The sequence below is a fragment of the Aliidiomarina sedimenti genome (assembly GCF_003986955.1).
GTDB classification, from domain to species: domain Bacteria; phylum Pseudomonadota; class Gammaproteobacteria; order Enterobacterales; family Alteromonadaceae; genus Aliidiomarina; species Aliidiomarina sedimenti.
In genome coordinates this window covers 45368-65476 of the sequence record NZ_PIPN01000003.1, presented here as the reverse complement: position 1 = coordinate 65476, position 20109 = coordinate 45368, and the positions used below count along the sequence as shown (strand labels likewise).

The window sequence follows — 20109 nt, the reverse complement described above, 5'->3', positions numbered from 1 at the left end:
CGCTCCCCGCGCCAGCAATACAACTTGAGCACGACAAGCAGAGCTCACTACATTTTCTTACATTTTGCCCACACCATTTGTTAGACAACTGCGATACAATGGCGGGGCAAACCATAACAAATAGATGCCAACACTGACGATAAACACTGATAGGAAATTTTATGCTAACAGTACGCAAATCCACCCTTGCCAGCCTGATTGCGATGAGTCTTGTACTGACGCCAGCCTGGGCTGAAGAAGACGCAGAAGAAAAAGATGATAAAGGCTATGCCGAACTCATCGCCGAACTGACTGCGCAGGAAGGTCTTTTTAATTTTTACCGCAACGAAGAAAACGGCGAAACCATGCTGTCGTTATCCAACGAGCAATTGGATACGCCATTTATCTATTTTGCCCAAACCATGGATGGCGTGGTTGAAGCCGGTCACTTCCGCGGTAACTTCCGCCAGACCAACCTGATTGAATTCCGTCGCCACTTTAATCGTATCGAAGTGGTCACCTGGAACCCACGCTACACCTTTGACCAAGACAGCCCGTTACGCCGTGCGGCTGACGCCAACCGCAGTGAAGCCGTCCTCGCTGTACTCGATATTGAAGCCGACGACAATGGCCGCGTGCTGGTAAAAGCGGATCCTCTGTTTAAAAGTCAGGCGTTGCACCGGGTTGCTCCGTGGGCGAACCCAAATCAGTCTGGCCCCGCGTTCTCGCTCGGCCAACTGAATTCTGACCGTTCGCGCATTGCCCGCGAACGTGTGTACGAAAACAATATGGACGTCGTGGTTGATTATGTTTTCGTCAACGAAGAACCGGTCGTATTTGGCTCAAATGCCATTGCTGACCCTCGTTCAATTACTATCAGCCTGCAACATTCATTTATTGAAATGCCGGAAAATGATTACCAGCCACGCCGTGACGACCCGCGCGTCGGCTACTTCACTCAGGAATTTGATCAAATGACCAACCCTGAGTGGGCGCCGTGGGGTGATGTCATCAACCGCTGGAACCTGGTAAAACAGAATCCGGATGCTGAGTTGTCAGAGCCTGTTGAACCCATCGTTTGGTGGATTGAGAACACCACTCCGCACGAATGGCGTGATGCCATTCGCCAGGGTGTAGAAGACTGGAACATCGCCTTCGAAGCCGCTGGCTTCAAAAATGCGATGGAAGTTCGTGAGCAACCCGATGATGCAGAATGGGATGCCGGCGATGTGAATTACAATGTGTTGCGTTGGACCTCTTCACCACGCCCTCCGTTTGGCGGTTATGGTCCATCACTGGCTAACCCGCTGACAGGTGAGTTAATCAGCTCCAACATCATGCTTGAATATGTGTTTATGTCGAACCGCTGGACCTTAGGCGAGCTATTCTCGCAAGGTGCTGCCCATTCGGATCTACATACCAATGATGACGCAACCATGCTGTGTAGCCTGGGTCATGAATTGCATATGGGCCAGATGTTCGCCCGTTTAGGCTCCGATAACCGCATGTACGATGACATCGAGAATGACCCGATTCTGGTGCAGGGCTTACGTCATTTGATCATGCATGAAGTGGGTCACACTCTGGGTCTGAACCACAACATGAAGTCGCATAGTTTATGGGACAACGAGCAGGTTCATGACGCTGAGCTCACTCAGGGCGTTATTGCCGGCTCAGTCATGGACTACAACCCGGTCAACCTGGCACCTGTAGGCGGAACCCAGGGTGATTACTACAGCTACAAGCCGGGTCCTTATGACCTGTGGGCAATCGAATACGGTTATTCGCCTGCACTGGAGGACCCTGAAGCCGAAGAAGCCCGCCTGCAGGCTATCCTTAACCGGTCTCACGAGCATGAGCTGGCATTCGGCAACGACGCCGACGACATGCGTGCCCCGGGTCGTCATATCGATCCACGGATCATGACTGGCGCAATGACCTCCGATCCGGTTGCCTATGCAGTGGACCGCTGGGACTTAGTGAATCATGAGTTCGGTCAGTTGCTGGACAAAGGCCGTGAAGAGGGTGAGTCGCATCAGCGTGTTCTGACCAGTGCCAATATGCTCTATGGTCAGTATTCAGGCCAGGCAAACGTGGTTAGCCGCTTTGTTGGTGGTGTCTATGTGGAACGTGCGTATGTCGGACAGAACGATGATGTTCGTCCGTATACCCCGGTGCCACGCGAAACCCAGAAACAAGCCATGGAAGCATTAGCTGACTACGTGTTTGCCCCAAATGCACTGGAAAGCATGCACCCGGTACTAAGTTACATGCAGCAGCAGCGTCGCGGTTTCAACCACTATGGCGATAATGAAGATCCGAAGCCGCATCAGATGGTACTCAACATTCAGCGCAATGTGTTTAACCACATTCTGCATGAGAATGTTCTGCAGCGTCTGTCTGACAGCAGCTTGTACGGCAACGAGTATCGGTTAAACGAGATGATGGCCGACCTGACCAGCGCCATCTTCCCCAGTGCCGATCTGACCACTACCAGCCAGAACCTGCAGGTTGAGTACATCAACCGCCTGATTGGTATTGCCGGTCTGGGAACTGGTTCGAGCTACGACAATCTGAGCCAGGCGAGTGCCGTGGGCCAGTTACGTCGTATTCGTAACATGAGCATGCCACGTCGCGCCAGCGATGAGGCTCGTACTCATTATAACTACCTGCATCTGCTAATTGACCGCGCGTTTGAAGCCTAAACGCCGGTAGCGACCTCAGCATCCGCTGAGGTCATAGCGAACCAAAAGAGCCAGCCCGCTTCACGCAGACTGGCTCTTTTTTATTGGTTTGGCGGTGCATCAGGCAAGCTCAATTACAAGCGCTTGAACTCTTCCCGCAGCTGATAGGATTTATCCGTCACCAAAGCTTCCAGCGTCGCTACCCGTTCTTTCAGGGCCTCCACTTCTTCCCGTAACGCCGGGTCAGTCTTACTCTGTTTGGCATTCTGACGTTTGACGTAGGTACGGTATATCTCAATGGCACAACCACCAATAATAGCAATGGCAGCAATTTCAAATGGACCCATAGTAATCTCCTTGTTCTTTTTCACGCTACGCTGACAGCGACAGTGTTGTTAGTTAACTATACACATGTTTATGCAACACACGAGCCAACAATTATTCATTTGAAATCAACTAGATAGAAACATTCGACCGAGAGCTAATGTGCACTATGACCACTATGTAGTGCGCCTAGCCGCCATCTTGGTCTGCTTCACTACCCATTCAGCCAGCCCAAAGCGCCAGCCAGATACTGCGTCCGCCCAGTCCACAGGCGACCACAAATACCAGCCCACCAAGCAGGTTCTGCCACCGCGAATTGGCGTATTCACCAAGCTCACTGCGGTTCACCGCTAACAACAAAAACGCCGTTATCAACGGCAACAGGATGCCATTAGCGACCTGCGCAAACAGAATCAGGGTTACCGGCCTGACCCCAAGAGAGGCCAGCAGCATACCTATCACTATGATAGTGAGCCAGGTTAAACGAAAACGCCAACTGCGCATATCCGCCGACCAGCCAAGCACCCCGCTCAACGCATAGGCGGAGGCTAAGGGTGCCGTTACCGACGAGGATACTCCGGCAGCCAGCAGGCCGAGTGCCATCAGGTAAGTCGCTGCAGAGCCGAACACCGGGTTCAGAGACTGCGCCAGATCGGCGGCGCCTTCAATACTGGCCGTCTGGCCAAAGAAAGCCGACGCAGCCGTCGACACAATGGCCAGGGTCACCAGCCCGCCTAACGGAATTGAAACCAGTACATCACGTCGGGCTTCGCCTACCGCCGGACCCGGCGACTCCCCAGCCACGCGCGGCCAGCGTTTACTGGCACTGGATGCATGCAGAAACAATGCGTATGGCACCACCGTCGTTCCAATCAATGCCATCATAGTCAGGGCGCCACCTGCCGGTATCGAAGGCCGCACCAGACCAGCCAACAAGCTACTCAGATCAGGCCGGCTGACCACAAAGGTGGTCAGAAAAGCCAGTGACATCAGCAGCACCAGCACCACTAAAACTCGTTCTATGCGTTTGTAGTGACCATTCCACAATACTGCGATTGCAATCAGTCCCACCAGAATCGCCCATAGATTCACCTGGGTCGTCGCCTGTACATGGTGCAGCAGCGGAATGTCAGCGGCCAGCGCATCTGCACCCAGGGCGGCCCCGGTCAGATTGCCACCCTGGAACGCGCTATTACCGACCACCACCGCAGCCAGCACCACCGTTATGAACGCGGGTCGACCCAAGGGATGCACCACCAGCGAACGTAAGCTTTCACCTAACCCCTGACCGGTAACGACCCCAATACGGGCTGCCATTTCCTGCAAGACCATGGTTGCTGCGACCGCGAACAACAACGCCCAGAGTAAATCGTAGCCAAACTCAGCCCCCGCCAGCGACGCGGTGACAACCGTACCCGGACCAATAAAGGCAGCAGCCACCAGGGTGGCGGGACCAAAGGTTATATAATGTCTAAATGCCATACCGTCTCTCAGTAGCAGACCTGAATTTGGGTATAAAAAAGGGGCTTGCGCCCCTTTTTTTATACCTGATTATTTAATCACAACCGGTATTACCAGATCCGTGCACGTTCATCTTCCGGGATAAACATACCGTCACCTTCTTTCACGTCAAAGGCTTCGTAGAAGGCATCAACGTTGCGCGGCGCGCCCATCGCACGGTACTTAGGTGGAGCATGCGGACCACGGGCAATCTGCTCGCGCATGGCGTCGTCCCGCATCTTCATTTTCCAGACCTGGGCCCAGCTCAGGAAGAAGCGTTGCTCGCCGGTATAACCTTCCAGTACCGGAGAACTTTCACCTTCAAGCGATTCCTGATAAGCACGGAATGCCGTGGTTAAGCCCACCAAATCACCAATGTTTTCGCCCAGTGCAACTTCACCGTTAATATTTAGACCCGGTAGCGGTTCAAACGCGTTGAACTGGTCAACAAGTACCTGCGCGCGGCTATCAAACTGCTCGCGGTCTTCGTCAGTCCACCAGTTATACAGGTTGCCGCCGCCATCATAACGTGAGCCCTGGTCGTCAAAACCGTGGCCGATTTCGTGGCCGATCACCGCACCGATACCACCGTAATTGACTGCATCATCCGCTTCCATATCGAAGAAAGGAGGCTGCAAAATACCAGCCGGGAAGACAATCTCATTGGCCGTTGGGCTGTAATAGGCGTTCACGGTTTGCGGTGTCATACCCCACTCTTCACGGTCCACCGGCTCACCAATGCGTCCAACCATATCGCGGTAGGCCCACACTGAAGCGCGTTTGGTATTGCCGATCAGGTCATCTGCAGCAATGCTTAAATCACTGTAGTCTTTCCATTTACTTGGGTAGCCAATCTTCGGAGTGAAGGTCGACAGTTTCTCAAGTGCCTGCTCTTTGGTTTCATCTGTCATCCATGCCAAATCGTTAATGGAGTCTTCAAACGCCACCAGCAGGTTGTCGATCAGTTCTTCCATCCGTGCTTTCGCTTCCGGCGGGAAGTGACGGGCAACATACTCTTCGCCCAGAACTTCTCCAAGAACGCCGTTGGTCGCCTGAACGGCGCGCTTCCAGCGCTCCTGTTGCTCAGGAACACCGCTTAAGGTGGTCTGATAGAAATCAAAGTTGAGGTCAGCAAATTCGCTGCTCAGACGTGAAGCGAAGCGGTTTACCGTACGCAGCGTCATATAGTCCTGCCAGGTTTGCAGGTCCGTTTCACTGAAAATACCAGGCAAGGCTTCGAAATAAGACGGCATCCGCACTACCAGTTGTTCAGCCACATCCAGCTCAGCTTGTGAGGCATACAGCGAGTAATCAAAATCACCCATGAGTTCAGCAAACTCGTCTGCGCTCATCGGGTTATAGGTTGCTTCAGCGTCGCGGCTTTCGGCACGTGTCCAGTGGTGTTCAGCCAGCTGTGCTTCCAGTTCGTAAATTCGTTCTGCGGCGTCGGCTGCATTGTCATGTCCGGCAGCAGTAAGAATGTCAGCAATATATGCTTTGTACTTCTCACGAATCTCAGCAAATGACTCGTTGTCATTGAAGTAGTAATCGCGGTCAGGCAGACCTAAACCACCCTGTGACATATACAGCGTATTGTAATCAGGGTTACGCGCATCGGCCCAGGCATAAAAGCTGAACGGTCCACCGATACCACGCATTTGCAACTGCGCCATAACAGCGGCGAGCTGACTATGGTTGCTAACGCCGGAAATCATTTCCAGTTCTTCTTCAATCGGCGTAATACCAAGCTCTTCGATGCGTTCTTCATCCATAAAGCTGGCATAGAAGTCGCCCAGCTTCTGATTGTTTGAACCCGCTTCGACGTCGTCTTTTTCCATCGCATCTTCAATAATGGTATGCAGACGCTGCTCGTTTTCTTCATGCAAAATACGGAATGCGCCGTAGCTCGACATATCACTTGGGATTTCAGTGTTTTCATACCAGCTACCGTTCACATATTGAAACAGGTCGTCCTGCGGGCGAGCGGTGCGGTCGAAATCTTCAAGAAACAAGCCTGCATGCAATTCAGGCTCTGCAGTGTTGGCTTGGGTTTGTGGATCTGGCTGATCCGGAGTTTCCGGTTCATTCGCCGGACTGCATGCAAGCAGCCCCAATGCCAGTGCTACGCTGCTGGCGACTAAAGTGAGCTTTTTCATTTGTTATAATGTCCTCGTGGTGTCACTGAGTAAAAGTCGGTGACACCAGTTTATGCTCCTTCAGCAGGCACTGCAAAGAGCAATAGGACTAAATTGTAAGCAATTACAACAAATGGCCGAATTTCTTCGTTTTGGTCGCCAGATAATGCTGGTTGTGCGGGGACGCAGCAACCTGATGTGGAACCCGCTCAACCACATTGATACCGGCGTCCGTCAACGACTGTACTTTATCGGGGTTGTTCGTCATCAGCCGAATCTCCGCCACACCCAACGCCTCAAGCATCGCAGCGGCGACTCTGTAATCGCGGGCGTCCGGCAAAAAGCCAAGAATTTCGTTGGCTTCCACGGTATCCAGGCCCTTGTCCTGCTCCGCATAGGCGCGTAACTTGTTAATCAAGCCAATGCCACGCCCTTCCTGACGCAGATACACGATAATACCGCGCCCCTGGTCAGCAATTTTCTGCATCGCCGCTTCCAGCTGTGGGCCACAATCGCAACGTTGACTGAACAGAGCATCACCGGTCAGACATTCTGAATGAACACGTGTCAGCACCGGTGCACCGTCGGTATAAGAGCCCATCGCCAGGGCGACATGCTCCTGCCCGGACTCAGTTTCAAAGCCAATTAATTCAAATTCACCGAACGGAGTCGGAAGTTTAGTCTTCGCCGCAATTTTAACCTGCATGTCGTTCTTCACCACATCATCACTTCAGTTAGATAGCTTATGTTGCCATTTTGGGGTACTGCCCATATGAGGGGCAATGTGAATAAACACAATGATACCAAAAGAGGCGCCGCAGCGCCTCTTAGTTGTAATACTATAACAAGGTTGTCAATCCATCAGGCTTCTACAACCGTCGCACTCTGGGCGGTCTGCTATGCCAGTCCCCACGTTCGGTTTCTAACATTCGGTTACCACGGTCGTAGATTTCCAGAGTTCCGTTTTCGTACAGACGGTAACGAAGTTCAGCATCGGAAAATTGATAGCCCATTAAACCGCATCGTGCGCCCGGCCGAGCACACACGGTATGCAAGGTGCGACCATACATGGTGCTTCGCGTCCCTCGTTTTTTATCGGTGAAGACCACTTCGTACGCATCACAGGCAACATCCCCTTCAATGCATTGACGCTCTAACTCAACCACATAATCACGTGAAACCCATGTCTGGGCCATTGAAGGTAAGCTGACTCCCAGCAATATAAGAACCAAGAATCCTCTTAGCATCATCCCTATCCAACTCCTCGTTGCCACACCCAGACTTCGCATCTAAGTTAACTTGTTGTTAACTCTACCGGAAGCGTCTGATAATTTCGATAATTTCCACACTTCGGTAAAACCACAGCGCGGATTAGCCGCCGACTTTACTGTGCAGCTATCTATCGACCTCGCACCTTAAAATCTTAAGCTAAGGTTCAAACTCTGCCAGTCCCGCGTCAGCAACAAGTTACAGATATTTTATCCAGGCCGTCTACTTTTACGTTTATAGCGATTAAAAGCCCGTGATTTGTACCTCAAACACTGACCGCTAACGTATACAGTAACAGCAGAACGAAGAGATGTAGAATATAGAAGAACATCGGCGCGCCACCGTAGCTCGCGAGTATTTCGTTGAGACGTCGGTTAAAGCCGCGTTAATCAGTCTCCGCGGCGGGGTAGACCCGCCCTTGGGCGGTATCAATAAAAAAGTGATCGCTGATTAAGCCATCCCTGAACCCGTCAAAAATTACCAGCAGCTGCGCCAGTTGCTGGCCGAGTTCTGAATCTGTCGTCGCCGCCAGTTGCTGAAGCTGGCTGTATTGGCGGAGCCGCGCTGCGGGGATATCCTGCAATCCCAGTGTTCCTGCATTGCGTAAGCGATAGAAATCAATGGCTAAATCGAGCCCCTGCCAGCTTTCAAACGGCTCCATATCGATATCAACAGAGTCGTCGCTTACATCGTCTTGTCGCAGCATCCTGACTAACTCAGCACCATTGGCCTGCAGAATTCTTTCCCGCAAGGGCTGAGGCCACTCGTTTGGCAAAAAGCGCTGCCGAGCCAGTTCGTGCAAATGCCATTCGGTAAATTCAGCATAACTGCCACTCTGCAGCACCTCTTTCTGCCACATCGCCTCATTGCCCTGCTGCGCGGTCATATACGCATGTTCGCGCTGATACAGGCCGAAGAACCGGTCAAAGCCACGCACCTCTGACAACACAGGTGTACTAACTTCAACCCGATTCGGCCCGTGCAGAGTCAGTAACTTATAGGCAGGCTGATAACCGGCGATAGACGGGGCCTGGATATTTACCAGCCGCTGTCCGTCATGGCCCTCGACCACACTGGTATGATTAAAGTGCATATGTCCGGCGACATGCAGTTGCAGGCCGGTATCAGCCAGCACCTGACTAACGTTGCGGGCTGGTTCACGCGCCATCTGGAAGCTTTGTGAACCAAACAGCTGACGAATATGGGGTGACATCCCACTGTAGAACTCTGCCATTGGATAGTGGCTAAAGGCGATCAGCTGCTTGCCCTGTTCCCGCGCCCTCAGCACCACCTCTGCTATCCACTCCACTACCTGTGGTTTATGAGTCAACAGCATGTTGTAACCCGCATTGCCAGCGCCTAAGAAATCCTCAGCCCGGTTCAGCTGTTCACGCTGGTCTGCCACTGGCTGGTATATATTGGCGTCTATCGCAAGTAACCAAAGCCCTTCAACCGGCTCAACCAGATAAGAAGCATCACTCACCGAGGTGCAATTGGTCAGCGAGTTTTCGTCTTCCGTTTGGCTTGGCGCACCTTCACGGCATATGCGGTAGTGTCGCTGCGTTAACGACGACGCCTGCTGCGCCTCACGCAAATTGTATTCTGCATAGGAGTAGCCGGAGTAAGGCGTTTCCCAATAAATATCTTCAGTCTGCGGCTGCAAACCGAACCCACCCATGTAATCAAAAATTCCCGCATAGCCAAGCTCGGTCAGTTCATCGCTGCAAATAACATCCGACGAGGCTGACTGCTGACACTGCTCGTGCTGATGGCTGTATATAGCGAGCGGCGCCCCATCAGGTCCGAGAAAATCCGGCTTTCCTGACGCTAAGTCATAAGGTCGAACCGGGTCATGGTTGCCAGTAATCACAAAGAACCGCATGCCATGCTCTTGCTCGTAGCGCTGCAGCAATCGCTGCAGACCACGCAAATGCAACGGCTGACCGTCGTCACTAAAGTCACCGGGCAAAATAACCAGCTCTACCCCTTGCGCTGTCAGTTCATCTAACGCTGCATGCAGCGCAAAGTAGTTTTCATTGAACAGACGGGTAGAGTGGAGCTGCGCCTGCATGGTACGCAATACAGCCCGCGGCTGATGGGCAGTTTCGCCAATCCCGGCGAAAGCACCATCGCTAAAGCTTGCATACACATCATGGAAATGAACATCCGGCAAAAACGCTATCCGGGTGCCGGTAAGCGCAGGTTCCTGACTGCTATCAAGCGCAAGGCTGTGGCCACAGGCGGCGAGTAGGATCAGTCCGCTCACCGCCTTGCCGAGTTTGCTCAACGCCATCAAATATCTGCCCGGATACCCAGGCTGATACGACGCCCTGAGAACTCATTCATAACCGGGAAGCGAGGGTCGATGGTGTAACCGCGGGTCGCTTCATCGCTCATATTAATGCCTTTAAGCGTCAGTCTGACCCGGTCACTCAACTGGTAGCCCAGCGCTATATCGACCTGACCATAGCCTTCGCGGTAGACCGGATACATATTACGTTCGATCACTTCCACGTAGTCATCTTTGTAGTTGTACGAAACCCGTGCATCGAAGCGGTCATTCTCAAAGTACAAGGTGGCGTTATACACTTTGTCCGCTAAGCCTTCCGGTGGGGTCGGAATGTTCAACGTTGATGCCCCTGTTAATGAATTATCCAGCATCGTGTAGTTGCTGTTAATACCGAATCCTTCAAGCGCCGGGTGAATCGCGTCGAATGGCAAATGCGCAATCAATTCGAGGCCGGAAATACTGTAAGAGCCATCCGCGTTAATCGGCTGATAGACATCAAAGTCGTAATAACCGTCCAGGGTGCCGTTGGCATTCAGCTTCTCAACGTCTTCCACGATGCCTGTCAGCTCCTGGCGTACCACGCCCTCAATGCGTTTTTCAAAATAGGTCGCGGCAAACAAACCGCCATTATCAAGGTACCATTCGAGGCCCAGATCCCATTGGTCTGCATAGGTCGGCTCAAGGTCCGGATTGCCGTCACTGAAACGGAATTCGTTCCAGCTGACGCTGCGCCGGTAGGCAATGTCAGTCAGCGCAGGACGCATCAGGGTGCGTGACGCCGCTCCGCGCAACACCACCTGGTCAGTCAACTGTGCCGTCAGGTTGAGGCTGGGCAGGAAGTCACGGTAGCTTCCATCGCTCGACACCGGTGATTCGGTATAACCGGTCGAACCATCAGGATTCTGAACCTGGTGAAAGCCAAAGGAATTAACCGACGTATCCACAGCACGAACGCCAGTATTTAAAGCCACAGGCACACGGCCCACATCAAAACTGAAATTGGCCATCAGGTAGCCAGCCAATACCTCTTCGTCCACGCGATAGAACTCACCTGGCTCAAAGTCCACCGCAAACCCCGGGTAGCGGAAGGTGTCACGCGCGTACGCATTGGACGGTTGCATCCAGTTGATGTCGTTGGGCCGATACCCGCCACCAGGGACAATATCCGTCACATACTCAAGCTCGCTTTCAGTCAACAACCGCGTATTGCTCCAGGATGCATCCCCTGCTGCAGGGCCACCCACCAGGGTGTCACCAAAATTACGCTGCTTCGATTTATCGGTATAACGCACACCAAAGCGGATATCCATTAATGCAGGTAGCCAGTCCAGCCGCATGTCACGGGTAATATCCAGTTGTGCCGCGTACTTATCATCTTCAACCTCTTCCAGGTTCACCTGATACGATTCAAATACGTACTGCTCAACGTCCTGATACATATCGAATCCGGCACCGCTTTGGCTGGGAATGGTTTCACCGCCGCGTTCGGTATAACGTGTGCGTGAAGGCGCAAACGCCACATGTTTGAGGTTGGCGAAGTCTTCTAGTTTACTGGCGCCTGAATAACCCACCAGGCCCGTTACACTCCAGGGACCCTGCTGCCAGTCGAGCGATAAACTCAACTGAGAAAAATCGGTATCACCGACGGTTTCTTTACTTAAAAACTCATGCTGGGTCGCCGTATAAGACGCATCCGTCAACACCATAATGCCGTAATCAGCCAAGGTGGTGTCATCGTAGTCATGGATCTGCTCCAGGGTACTGATACTCGACGCCGAATAAGCTGCCGCATCGTACTCATCTTCCGTGGTGTTATAGCCACCGAGCATGGCGTCCAGGGTCAGACTAAAACTGTCTGACGGGCGGTACTGTAGCGCCGCAGTCGCGCCCCATTTCTCCTGATCATTTAAATAAACACGGTCGCCCGCCTTATTCAGGAAGACCACCCGCGAGGTTTCCTCACTGTCAAAGCGGTCATCAATGACGCGTCCTGTATCACGCTCTACCACGTCAACCGCCTGCTGCCCCTGGGCGTCACGTTCTGCACTGCCGGTGCGTGCGGCAAAGCGTTCCAGCGGGCGGAAGTCGACCCCTGAATTGGAGTCCGTCCGGTTGGTCCGGGTTGCATACGACAACGATGCCAACCCACCCCAGGGACCCGATGTCGTGCTGGCCAGGAACGAAACCCGCGGGTCTACTTCACCGGACATCGAATTATGAGCAGCTTCCGCACTGGCAATAAAGCGTGACTCTGAATAGTCAAACGGACGCGCGGTGGAAATCATTACTGAGCCCGCGATTCCGCCCTCTTCGTCCGCTGCTGTTGGTGATTTCTGAATAGTGACCTGCTGAATAATTTCAGAGGCGAAAATATCAAATTCAACATCACGACCACCGCTACCTGACGCTGTGGCCAGGCCGTTAATCGAGACATGAGTAAATTCTGTGGGCAGGCCGCGCACATTAACCCGGGTTCCGAGGCCTTTGTCACGCTCAATGGTAACCCCGGGGATCCGTTGCAGTGCTTCGGCCAGGTTCTGTTCCGGGAAGTCAGCAATATCAGTCGCGACCACTGAGTCAGAAAAACCGGTGTTATAACGCTTCAGATCATTTGCCTGCTCCAGGCTACGGCTGTAGCTGGCGGTCACCGAAATTACTTCAATATTCTCTTCGGTTTCCGCCGCCTCGTCCTGTGCCAGTGCAGAGCTCATTCCCGCATACAGACCGGTCGCAAGTGCAACCTGAATACAAATAGCTAACGGCGAACGTGCCGCACGACCAGAACTAATACAAACCTTGGATACACCCATGACAACCCCGCAAAATTGTGTTTGTTATAAGCACTCAGAGCAACTGAGCACCTTGCGGAGAAGTACATTAGCGCCGGATTATGACAATTTAACTGAATAATTTTTGCGCTTTAATGAATAACCATTCACAACCATTCTCTGTCAGTTAACCTGGTTACGTTCATGCTCAAGTAGCCAGCGCTTGCGTTCGAGCCCACCGCCATAACCGGTTAAGTTGCCATTGCTGCCAATTACCCGGTGGCAGGGCACCACAATAGCGACCCGGTTATAGCCATTGGCATTGGCTACCGCGCGCACCGCAGTGGGTCGCCCCAGATAGTCCGCCTGTGCCTTGTAGCTGCGGGTCTGAGCGTAGGGGATCGTTTGCAGGCCTTGCCACACCTGCTGCTGGAAATCGGTTCCGGGCATATCCAGCGCTATCGAGAACTCGCGCCGTACACCAGCAAAATACTCCTCAAGTTCAGTTTTGGCTTGCCGGATATGGTCATTCTCACCCAACATAACGGGGGCTTTTAATAGCCGCTGCAGATCTCTGAATTCGGTTTCCAGCATCCGTCGGTCAACAAATTCGAGCAAACAAACCCCCTTCTCAGTCGCCCCCAACAACATGGGTCCGAGTGGTGTTGTAAGCCGGTCAAGTAAAATGGGTTGCGTCTCTGCGCTCACCGAGGGTTTCTGCCCGACCAGTTTTTTATAGGTATAACCGAACCCACTCAGCGACTGATAGCCCGTCTCATAAGCGCTGTCTATTACTGCCCGGCCATGCTTTAACTCTTCCAACGCCTGATTAATCCGGTACATTCGCTGAAACGTCTGGAACGTCATTCCATAGTGCTTTTTAAACCATCGTCGCACCGTTTCCGGGCCTATTCCCCGTTGCCGCAATTGCTCGTCGGTCACTTTGGTTTTCTCAGCATTGCGCACCATGTCGATTGCCTGTGCTACAGCCGGCGGTGCCTGGCAGGCATTCTCGGTGGGCCGGCATATCTTGCACGGCCGGTAACCGTGGTCCAGTGCATCTTTATAATGAGTGAAAAACTCGACGTTTTCCGGCTTAGGTTTGCGCGCACGACAACTGGCAATGCAAAACACCGAGGTCGTTTTCACACCGGCATAGAAAATCCCTACGTAGGACGGGTCTTTATCAAGCAAGGCCTGATAATAGCGTTGCTGCATCTGTTGATCAGTTATTCGCATCGGATTAATCCTTCGGTTAAAAACCTTTGGTAGGCTAAAGTTAATCTCACTGCGTGACTGTCAGCAACCGAAAACTGGACAACTATTTTAGCCGCATCTGTCAGTTCTGATACCAACTTGGTATCATCCACCGCAGACCATCGATGAACGAAAAATCAGCAGGCGGGCCCATGAGTAAGAAAAAACCAGAATCTATCGTATTAGAAACCCCGACCGGTTCTGATCATGTATTGCTGCATTCATGCTGCGCCCCCTGTTCCGGCGAAGTAATGGAACGCATGGCTGACGCTGGTATCCGGTTTACTATTTTCTTTTACAATCCCAATATTCACCCGGAAAAAGAATACCTGCTGCGTAAAGAAGAAAATATCCGTTTTGCTGAAAAGCTTGGGATCCCCTTTATCGATGCGGATTACGACAGCAAAAACTGGTTTCAACGAATCAAAGGGCTGGAGTGGGAACCTGAACGCGGTGAACGCTGCACCGTCTGTTTTGACATGCGCTTCGAGCGCACCGCACTCTACGCTCATGAACATGGTTTCGATACCATCACCAGTTGCCTGGGGATTTCCCGCTGGAAAAACATGGAGCAAATTAACGACTGCGGACAACGTGCAGTGGCTCGCTACCCTGGTATGCATTACTGGACCTTTAACTGGCGCAAACAGGGTGGCGCCGCGCGGATGGTCGAAATCGCAAAGCGCGAACGGTTCTATCAACAGGAATATTGTGGCTGCGTCTATTCCTTACGCGACACCAACCGCTGGCGAATGGAAAACGGCCGCGAACGAATCCAAATCGGGGTTGAGTATTACTCGCCGGAAAACTGAATTCCTGAAAGGTAATACCCAGGCCTGTTTATTCATTGGCTGCCAGATCACTGGCCGCACACTCCATCAGCAGTTCGCGGACCACACACTTGGCGCAGTTATTTATGCATTTAAAGTCACTCGCCACCAGATAGCCATGGCTCATTAAGAACCGTAGACGCGAACGGCTGATACAGATCGTTACCCCTTCATCTACGGCGGTGTTCTGAGCGCCGGGCTCAATGATATAGGGGTGACGGGGTTTGTTTGCCATCAGTGTACCCTCCCATCGAGCTGTGCAGACGTGACAACGCACAGGCGCTTTGATTCGCTCTAATCAATACACATTGGTAGCGCTGAATAAGCGCTCGAACGTCACTTTCTGTGTTACTTGTATAAAGTCGGTTCAGGGTGTGCAGCGACTGGCTAAAGTCATTTAACGCGGCGGCTTGCTGGTGCATGCGCAGTTTAGTCGCCGCCAACAGGATAACCGCCTTGCAATAGGCTTCCAGATTAGTATCGCTGGGAGGCTGCTGGGTCACAAACGAGGTCGCCAGCCGGACACAGCGCGCCAGCGAAACCTCAGCCGCTTTATACAGCCCGCACTCCAGCTCCTGAGTCGCAATTCTGAGAAAATTTGTGTAAGTCGCTTTACCGTTGTTCATTGTGATGACTCCCATGCTGTCCTTAAATCCTAGTGTAATTGAGAATCATTATCAACACGACCAATTAAGTTAGCTTGCTATCTATCCCTTTTTCGCACTGATTAGTCGCTTCGCTGTCTAATCCAGGTTGTATTTCTTACCCAAATAGGGGAAAGTCTTTACGTTTTGTTCGAAGTAACTATCAGGAAGCTCTTATGTTTATGCGCAAAAAGACTCTAACCGCTATCGCGGTCAGCGCAGCGTTAACACTCGCTGCATGTTCAGACCAGGCAGACCAGGCAGACAATGCGTCTGCCAATACTGGTTCTGAAAATACTCAATCCCAGGTTGCCGGAAACGACACGGCTCAACTGGATTCCAGCAATCCATTCGCTCAACCGTCAGAACTTCAGTATGAAGCCCCTGACTTTAGCATCATCGAAGATGACCATTTCTTACCTGCCTTTGAACAGGGCATGCAGGATCATATGGCCGAGATTGAAGCCATTGCGACCAATTCAGAGCCTGCAACCTTTGAAAACACCATCGTCGCGATGGAGAGAAGCGGTGAGTTATTAACCCGTGTATCGCGTGTATTCTTCAACCTGACTGGCACCGACAGCAATGAACAGCGCCGTGACATTCAGCGTACGCTGTCGCCGAAACTGTCAGCGCATTCAGACGACATTAATCTGAATGCTGACCTGTTCGCCCGCGTTGAATCACTTTACAACCAACGTGACGAACTGGGTCTCGACTCTGAAGCTGAACGCTTACTTGAAGTCTACTATGACCGTTTTGTCAGTGCGGGCGCGAAGCTCAACGAAGAAGAGCGTCAGCAAATTCGTGAACTGAACGAAGAACACGCTAACCTGACCACTCAATTTGCGCAAAACCAACTGGCTATTACCAGCGATATCGCTGTAGTGGTTGACTCCGAAGAAGAGCTCGACGGTTTGTCAGACAGCGAAATTCGCAGCGCTGCAAATGCTGCGCAGGACGCTGGTCATGAGGGTAAATACTTACTTAGCATCACCAACACAACACGCCAGCCAGTGCTGTCTTCGCTGAATAACCGCGAACTGCGTCAGCGTGTGTGGGAAGCGTCTGCCTATCGCGGTACTTCAGGTGAACTGGATAACCGTCCACTGGTGAAGCGTCTGACCGAAATCCGCGCTGAACGCGCTGAGCTTTTGGGCTTCGACACCTGGGCTGATTACCAGTTGCAGGACACCATGGCAGAAAACCCAGGCAACGTACTGGAAATGCTAAGCAGCATGGTGCCAGCGGTTGTGGCCAACACCGAGCTTGAACAGGCCGATATTCAGGCCCTGATCGACCGTGAAGGCGGCGACTTTGAGGTTCAGCCGTGGGACTGGGCTTATTATGCTGAACAGGTGCGTCAGGAACGTTATGACTTAGACGAAGAAGAAGTACGCCAGTACTTTGAATTCAACCGTGTATTGCACGACGGCGTCTTCTACACCATGAACCGCCTCTATGGTTTGACCTTCGAAGAACGTGATGACCTGCCTACCTACCACCCGGACGTCGACGTCTACGAAGTGTTTGATCACGACGGTACCAGCCTGGCTATTTTCTACGCGGATTACTTTGCGCGTGAAGGGAAACGTGGCGGCGCCTGGATGACCTCTTTTGTTGGTCAGTCACACTTGCTTGAGAAAAAGCCTGTGGTTGTGAATGTTATGAACATTCCAAAAGGTCCAGAGGGTGAACCGACGCTGATTTCCTATGACCATGTCACCACCATGTTCCATGAACTGGGCCACGGTATCCACGGCATGCTGTCAAACGTGAACTACCCGTCGTTAGCCGGTACCTCGGTATCGCGCGACTTTGTTGAGTTCCCGTCTACTTTTGAAGAAGACTGGGCAGCGTACCCTGACGTGTTAAGCAACTACGCTAAGCACTACGAGACTGGCGAACCTATCCCGGACGAACTGCTGGAAAAAATCATGCAGTCGCGCAGCTTCAACCAGGGCTTCGATACCCTTGAGTACATTGCGGCAGCATTCCTCGATATGGAATGGCATATGCTGGATGCAGACACTGAGGTCGAAGACGTAGAAGCGTTCGAAGCAGCAGCGTTAGAGAAGCACGGTGTAAATATGCCGGCAGTTCCACCACGATACAAGTCGACCTATTTTAACCACTCCATTGGTGGTGGTTATTCAGCTGGTTACTACGCGTACATGTGGAGTGAAATTCTGGCTGCGGATGCCTTTGCTTATGTACAAAGCAGAGGTGGTCTGTCACGCGAGAACGGGAACCTGTATCGCCGCGCTATTCTGGAAACCGGTAACTCTCGTCCACCAATGGAATCTTACATTGAATTCCGTGGTCAGGAGCCAACTACAGAAGCATTGCTAATTCGTCGTGGTCTGAAAACCAACGTCGAGTAAGTTAATCCTACTGCCTAAAAAGCCCCGGTAACCAACGTTGCCGGGGCTTTTTTTATCATCCACTAAAACAAACCGTTGATATCAGCAAACAACTTCAATCTGGCTGAGTAAGTTCAATATCAACTGTGAACGGCACCGTTTCAGTTTCACCTCGATACCAGATCTCGACCGTGTTCGGCTCGCCATGGAAATAATACACATCGACCGGCTCCCCATCCCGACGAGGTAACGTCAATGTGGCAATTTCCGCCAGATAGCCATGCTCATCCCGAGTGAAGACCTGGTTTCGTTGCTCAACCATGGGTTCGTTAATATCCGCAACTTCCCGGGGGGTGAATTCAGCATAATCAACAATAAGCTGGTTCCCATTCAAGCTCAGGCCCGCTGGTAACTGGTCTTTCTGATAACTGTCTTTAACAATCCCTGGGGCGGTGAGAACCGGAATAGTCGCCTTCAATCTGGTCGGTGTGACCACAAAGCGAGCGGGATCGTATTCTATTCGGCTGACCATAAAACTAAACGGCAGGCTGTCCGCACTTTCTTCATCAGCCTCGACGACCTCCACCCGCTCTCCACTTGCAGCAAAAAACTGCACGTCACCAGCATTCGGCTTATTGTAGCGCTCAAAAATAGGGATAAAGAGGTCACTTTGCACCACTGGGTAATGGAAAAATACCTGAGCGGGATAAGTAATACTCGGATCTGATGCCGGTGAAATACGACGCTGGCGAATTTCGATCTGCTGCTGCATCGCTGCTGCATCCAAATCGTTATATTCAGCACGCACTTCCTTACGGTGATTATAAACCGGCGGGGTCAGAGGAAGCTGCGGCAACGACGTCAGGTTGACCTGCTCTGCTGCGCTCGGTGGAGTGAATGAGTACACCGGCAGCTCAATCGTCTGCTTTACCTCACGCCGCGGGTGTTCGCCAGCCAGCAAGGTCACCTTAGCCGTCTCCACCGGCCCATGGAAAGCGTATGCGTTATACAAGGAAGCGCCTTCATCCGCGTCCAGAGACTGATTAAATGTTTCTAGCTCAGCCTGAGCATCCTCTACGCGCAATTCACCGTCAGCAGCCTTACTAATCAATTGACCAAGCAGTTCACTCAGTCGCGGCTGACGATCGCCACGCTGGCGGCCGGTAACCCGTCGCTGAATATATTGACCACTTGCAGTAATGGCTTCGCCAATCACCTCATCCTCACGCAGCCCAGTGGGCTCACCGTCAGTGCTCTCAATTTCAATTGCGTACGAGTAGTTGTTCAGTTCCAGCAAGGTCACCACGTACCCGTTCTGCTCAACTGGCTGCCCAATATTCGCTGCAGTCAGTTCGAGTTCAATAAAATCCTGCGGCAACTGAGCATAAAACTCGGCTGTTGCAGCAACGGCTCGCGGGGCATTCTCTTCGCGTGGTTTGGTAAAGCAATAGCCGTCCCGCATACGGATAATATCCGCTGTTTCTTGTTGGCTACTGTCCTCATCGGCTACCTGCAGTAACTCTCCGCTTTCTAGCTGCACACTCTGCAATCTGAGACGATGTGCCAACGGCAACGAGAACCCCTCATGCAGTGACAAGCCCTGCCCGTTTGAAGAGCGAAAACACGCTCGGGAGCTTGACTGGGTACTCACCAATAAGCTCCCCAGATAAGCATCGGTCATCGACTCGATGCTCGCGTAATCACCGAGCCGATGCATCCGCGGCTGGGTATATTCAATTTCATAAGGCTTTGAGTCAAAAGCCAGCGTTTCCAACTCCCAGTAATAGTTCTGCTGCTCTGCCTCCCACAGTAACTGGGCCAGTGCCTGGTCATCAAGCTGACGCAGAATCTCATATCGGCGCTCATTTAGCTGCAAACGTTGCTCCATTTGCTGTTGTACGGTCAATGTGGTGGTCTCTGTCTGTGGGCTACACCCCAGGGCCAGTCCCAGCAACAGGGCCCCAGCCAATACCTGCATTGCTCTAACGTTCATCGGTCCGTGCACTCCTTCTACGGTGAGTATTTCCTTCTGAGAAGTAGAGGTTACCTGTCTGCGCTTCGTTTGC

14 protein-coding genes are annotated in these 20109 nt (G+C 52.2%); 3 read left to right on the top strand and 11 right to left on the bottom strand.

The window, feature by feature from the left end; all coding sequences use genetic code 11:
* Positions 1-161 precede the first annotated feature (161 nt).
* A complete protein-coding gene (locus CWE12_RS07315) occupies positions 162-2684 on the top strand; it encodes a zinc-dependent metalloprotease (RefSeq protein ID WP_126789049.1) in 2523 nt (840 codons plus the stop codon).
* Between the two features lie 113 nt (positions 2685-2797).
* On the opposite strand, the gene CWE12_RS07310 is transcribed toward CWE12_RS07315, so the two are convergent.
* The 8 genes from CWE12_RS07310 to CWE12_RS07275 form a co-directional block, all read right to left on the bottom strand.
* On the bottom strand, positions 2798-3010 hold the full coding sequence (locus CWE12_RS07310) for a hypothetical protein (protein ID WP_126789048.1): 213 nt from the start codon (positions 3008-3010) through the stop codon (positions 2798-2800).
* A 199-nt stretch (positions 3011-3209) separates the two neighbouring features.
* Positions 3210-4469 (bottom strand): Nramp family divalent metal transporter, encoded by a 1260-nt coding sequence (locus CWE12_RS07305; RefSeq protein ID WP_126789047.1) that lies wholly within the window; start codon positions 4467-4469, stop codon positions 3210-3212.
* 89 nt (positions 4470-4558) lie between these two features.
* Positions 4559-6643, bottom strand: a complete 2085-nt coding sequence (locus CWE12_RS07300) for a M13 family metallopeptidase (RefSeq protein ID WP_126789046.1) — start codon at positions 6641-6643, stop codon at positions 4559-4561.
* Positions 6644-6746: 103 nt separating this feature from the next.
* Positions 6747-7328, bottom strand: a complete 582-nt coding sequence (ribA, locus tag CWE12_RS07295) for a GTP cyclohydrolase II (RefSeq protein WP_126789045.1) — start codon at positions 7326-7328, stop codon at positions 6747-6749.
* 163 nt (positions 7329-7491) lie between these two features.
* Complete coding sequence (locus tag CWE12_RS07290) at positions 7492-7818, bottom strand: hypothetical protein (RefSeq protein WP_126789044.1); 327 nt, start codon at positions 7816-7818, stop codon at positions 7492-7494.
* A 458-nt stretch (positions 7819-8276) separates the two neighbouring features.
* A complete protein-coding gene (locus CWE12_RS07285; protein WP_126789043.1) occupies positions 8277-10184 on the bottom strand; it encodes a metallophosphoesterase family protein in 1908 nt (635 codons plus the stop codon).
* Positions 10184-12991 carry a TonB-dependent receptor gene (locus CWE12_RS07280; protein WP_126789042.1) on the bottom strand — a complete coding sequence of 936 codons (2808 nt, stop codon included), beginning with the start codon at positions 12989-12991 and terminating at the stop codon, positions 10184-10186. The genes CWE12_RS07285 and CWE12_RS07280 overlap by 1 nt, the downstream gene beginning before the upstream one ends.
* Before the next feature lie 141 nt (positions 12992-13132).
* Complete coding sequence (locus CWE12_RS07275; protein WP_126789041.1) at positions 13133-14188, bottom strand: bifunctional transcriptional activator/DNA repair enzyme AdaA; 1056 nt, start codon at positions 14186-14188, stop codon at positions 13133-13135.
* Positions 14189-14358: 170 nt separating this feature from the next.
* Between CWE12_RS07275 and CWE12_RS07270 the strand changes: the two genes are divergently transcribed.
* Complete coding sequence (locus CWE12_RS07270) at positions 14359-15018, top strand: epoxyqueuosine reductase QueH (protein WP_126789040.1); 660 nt, start codon at positions 14359-14361, stop codon at positions 15016-15018.
* A 28-nt stretch (positions 15019-15046) separates the two neighbouring features.
* Here CWE12_RS07270 and CWE12_RS07265 read toward each other — a convergent pair whose 3' ends face one another.
* Positions 15047-15271 (bottom strand): hypothetical protein, encoded by a 225-nt coding sequence (locus CWE12_RS07265; RefSeq protein ID WP_126789039.1) that lies wholly within the window; start codon positions 15269-15271, stop codon positions 15047-15049.
* Positions 15237-15677, bottom strand: a complete 441-nt coding sequence (locus CWE12_RS07260; protein ID WP_126789038.1) for a hypothetical protein — start codon at positions 15675-15677, stop codon at positions 15237-15239. The genes CWE12_RS07265 and CWE12_RS07260 overlap by 35 nt, the downstream gene beginning before the upstream one ends.
* A gap of 185 nt (positions 15678-15862) precedes the next feature.
* On the opposite strand from CWE12_RS07260, the gene CWE12_RS07255 reads away from it, so the two are divergent.
* Positions 15863-18064, top strand: coding sequence for a M3 family metallopeptidase (locus CWE12_RS07255; protein ID WP_126789037.1), 2202 nt, complete (start codon positions 15863-15865; stop codon positions 18062-18064).
* Between the two features lie 94 nt (positions 18065-18158).
* Here the strand turns inward: CWE12_RS07255 and CWE12_RS07250 are convergent, their stop codons facing one another.
* The gene (locus tag CWE12_RS07250; RefSeq protein WP_126789036.1) at positions 18159-20036 is read right to left on the bottom strand and encodes a hypothetical protein; all 1878 of its coding nucleotides are present in this window, start codon (positions 20034-20036) and stop codon (positions 18159-18161) included.
* Positions 20037-20109: the final 73 nt, after the last annotated feature.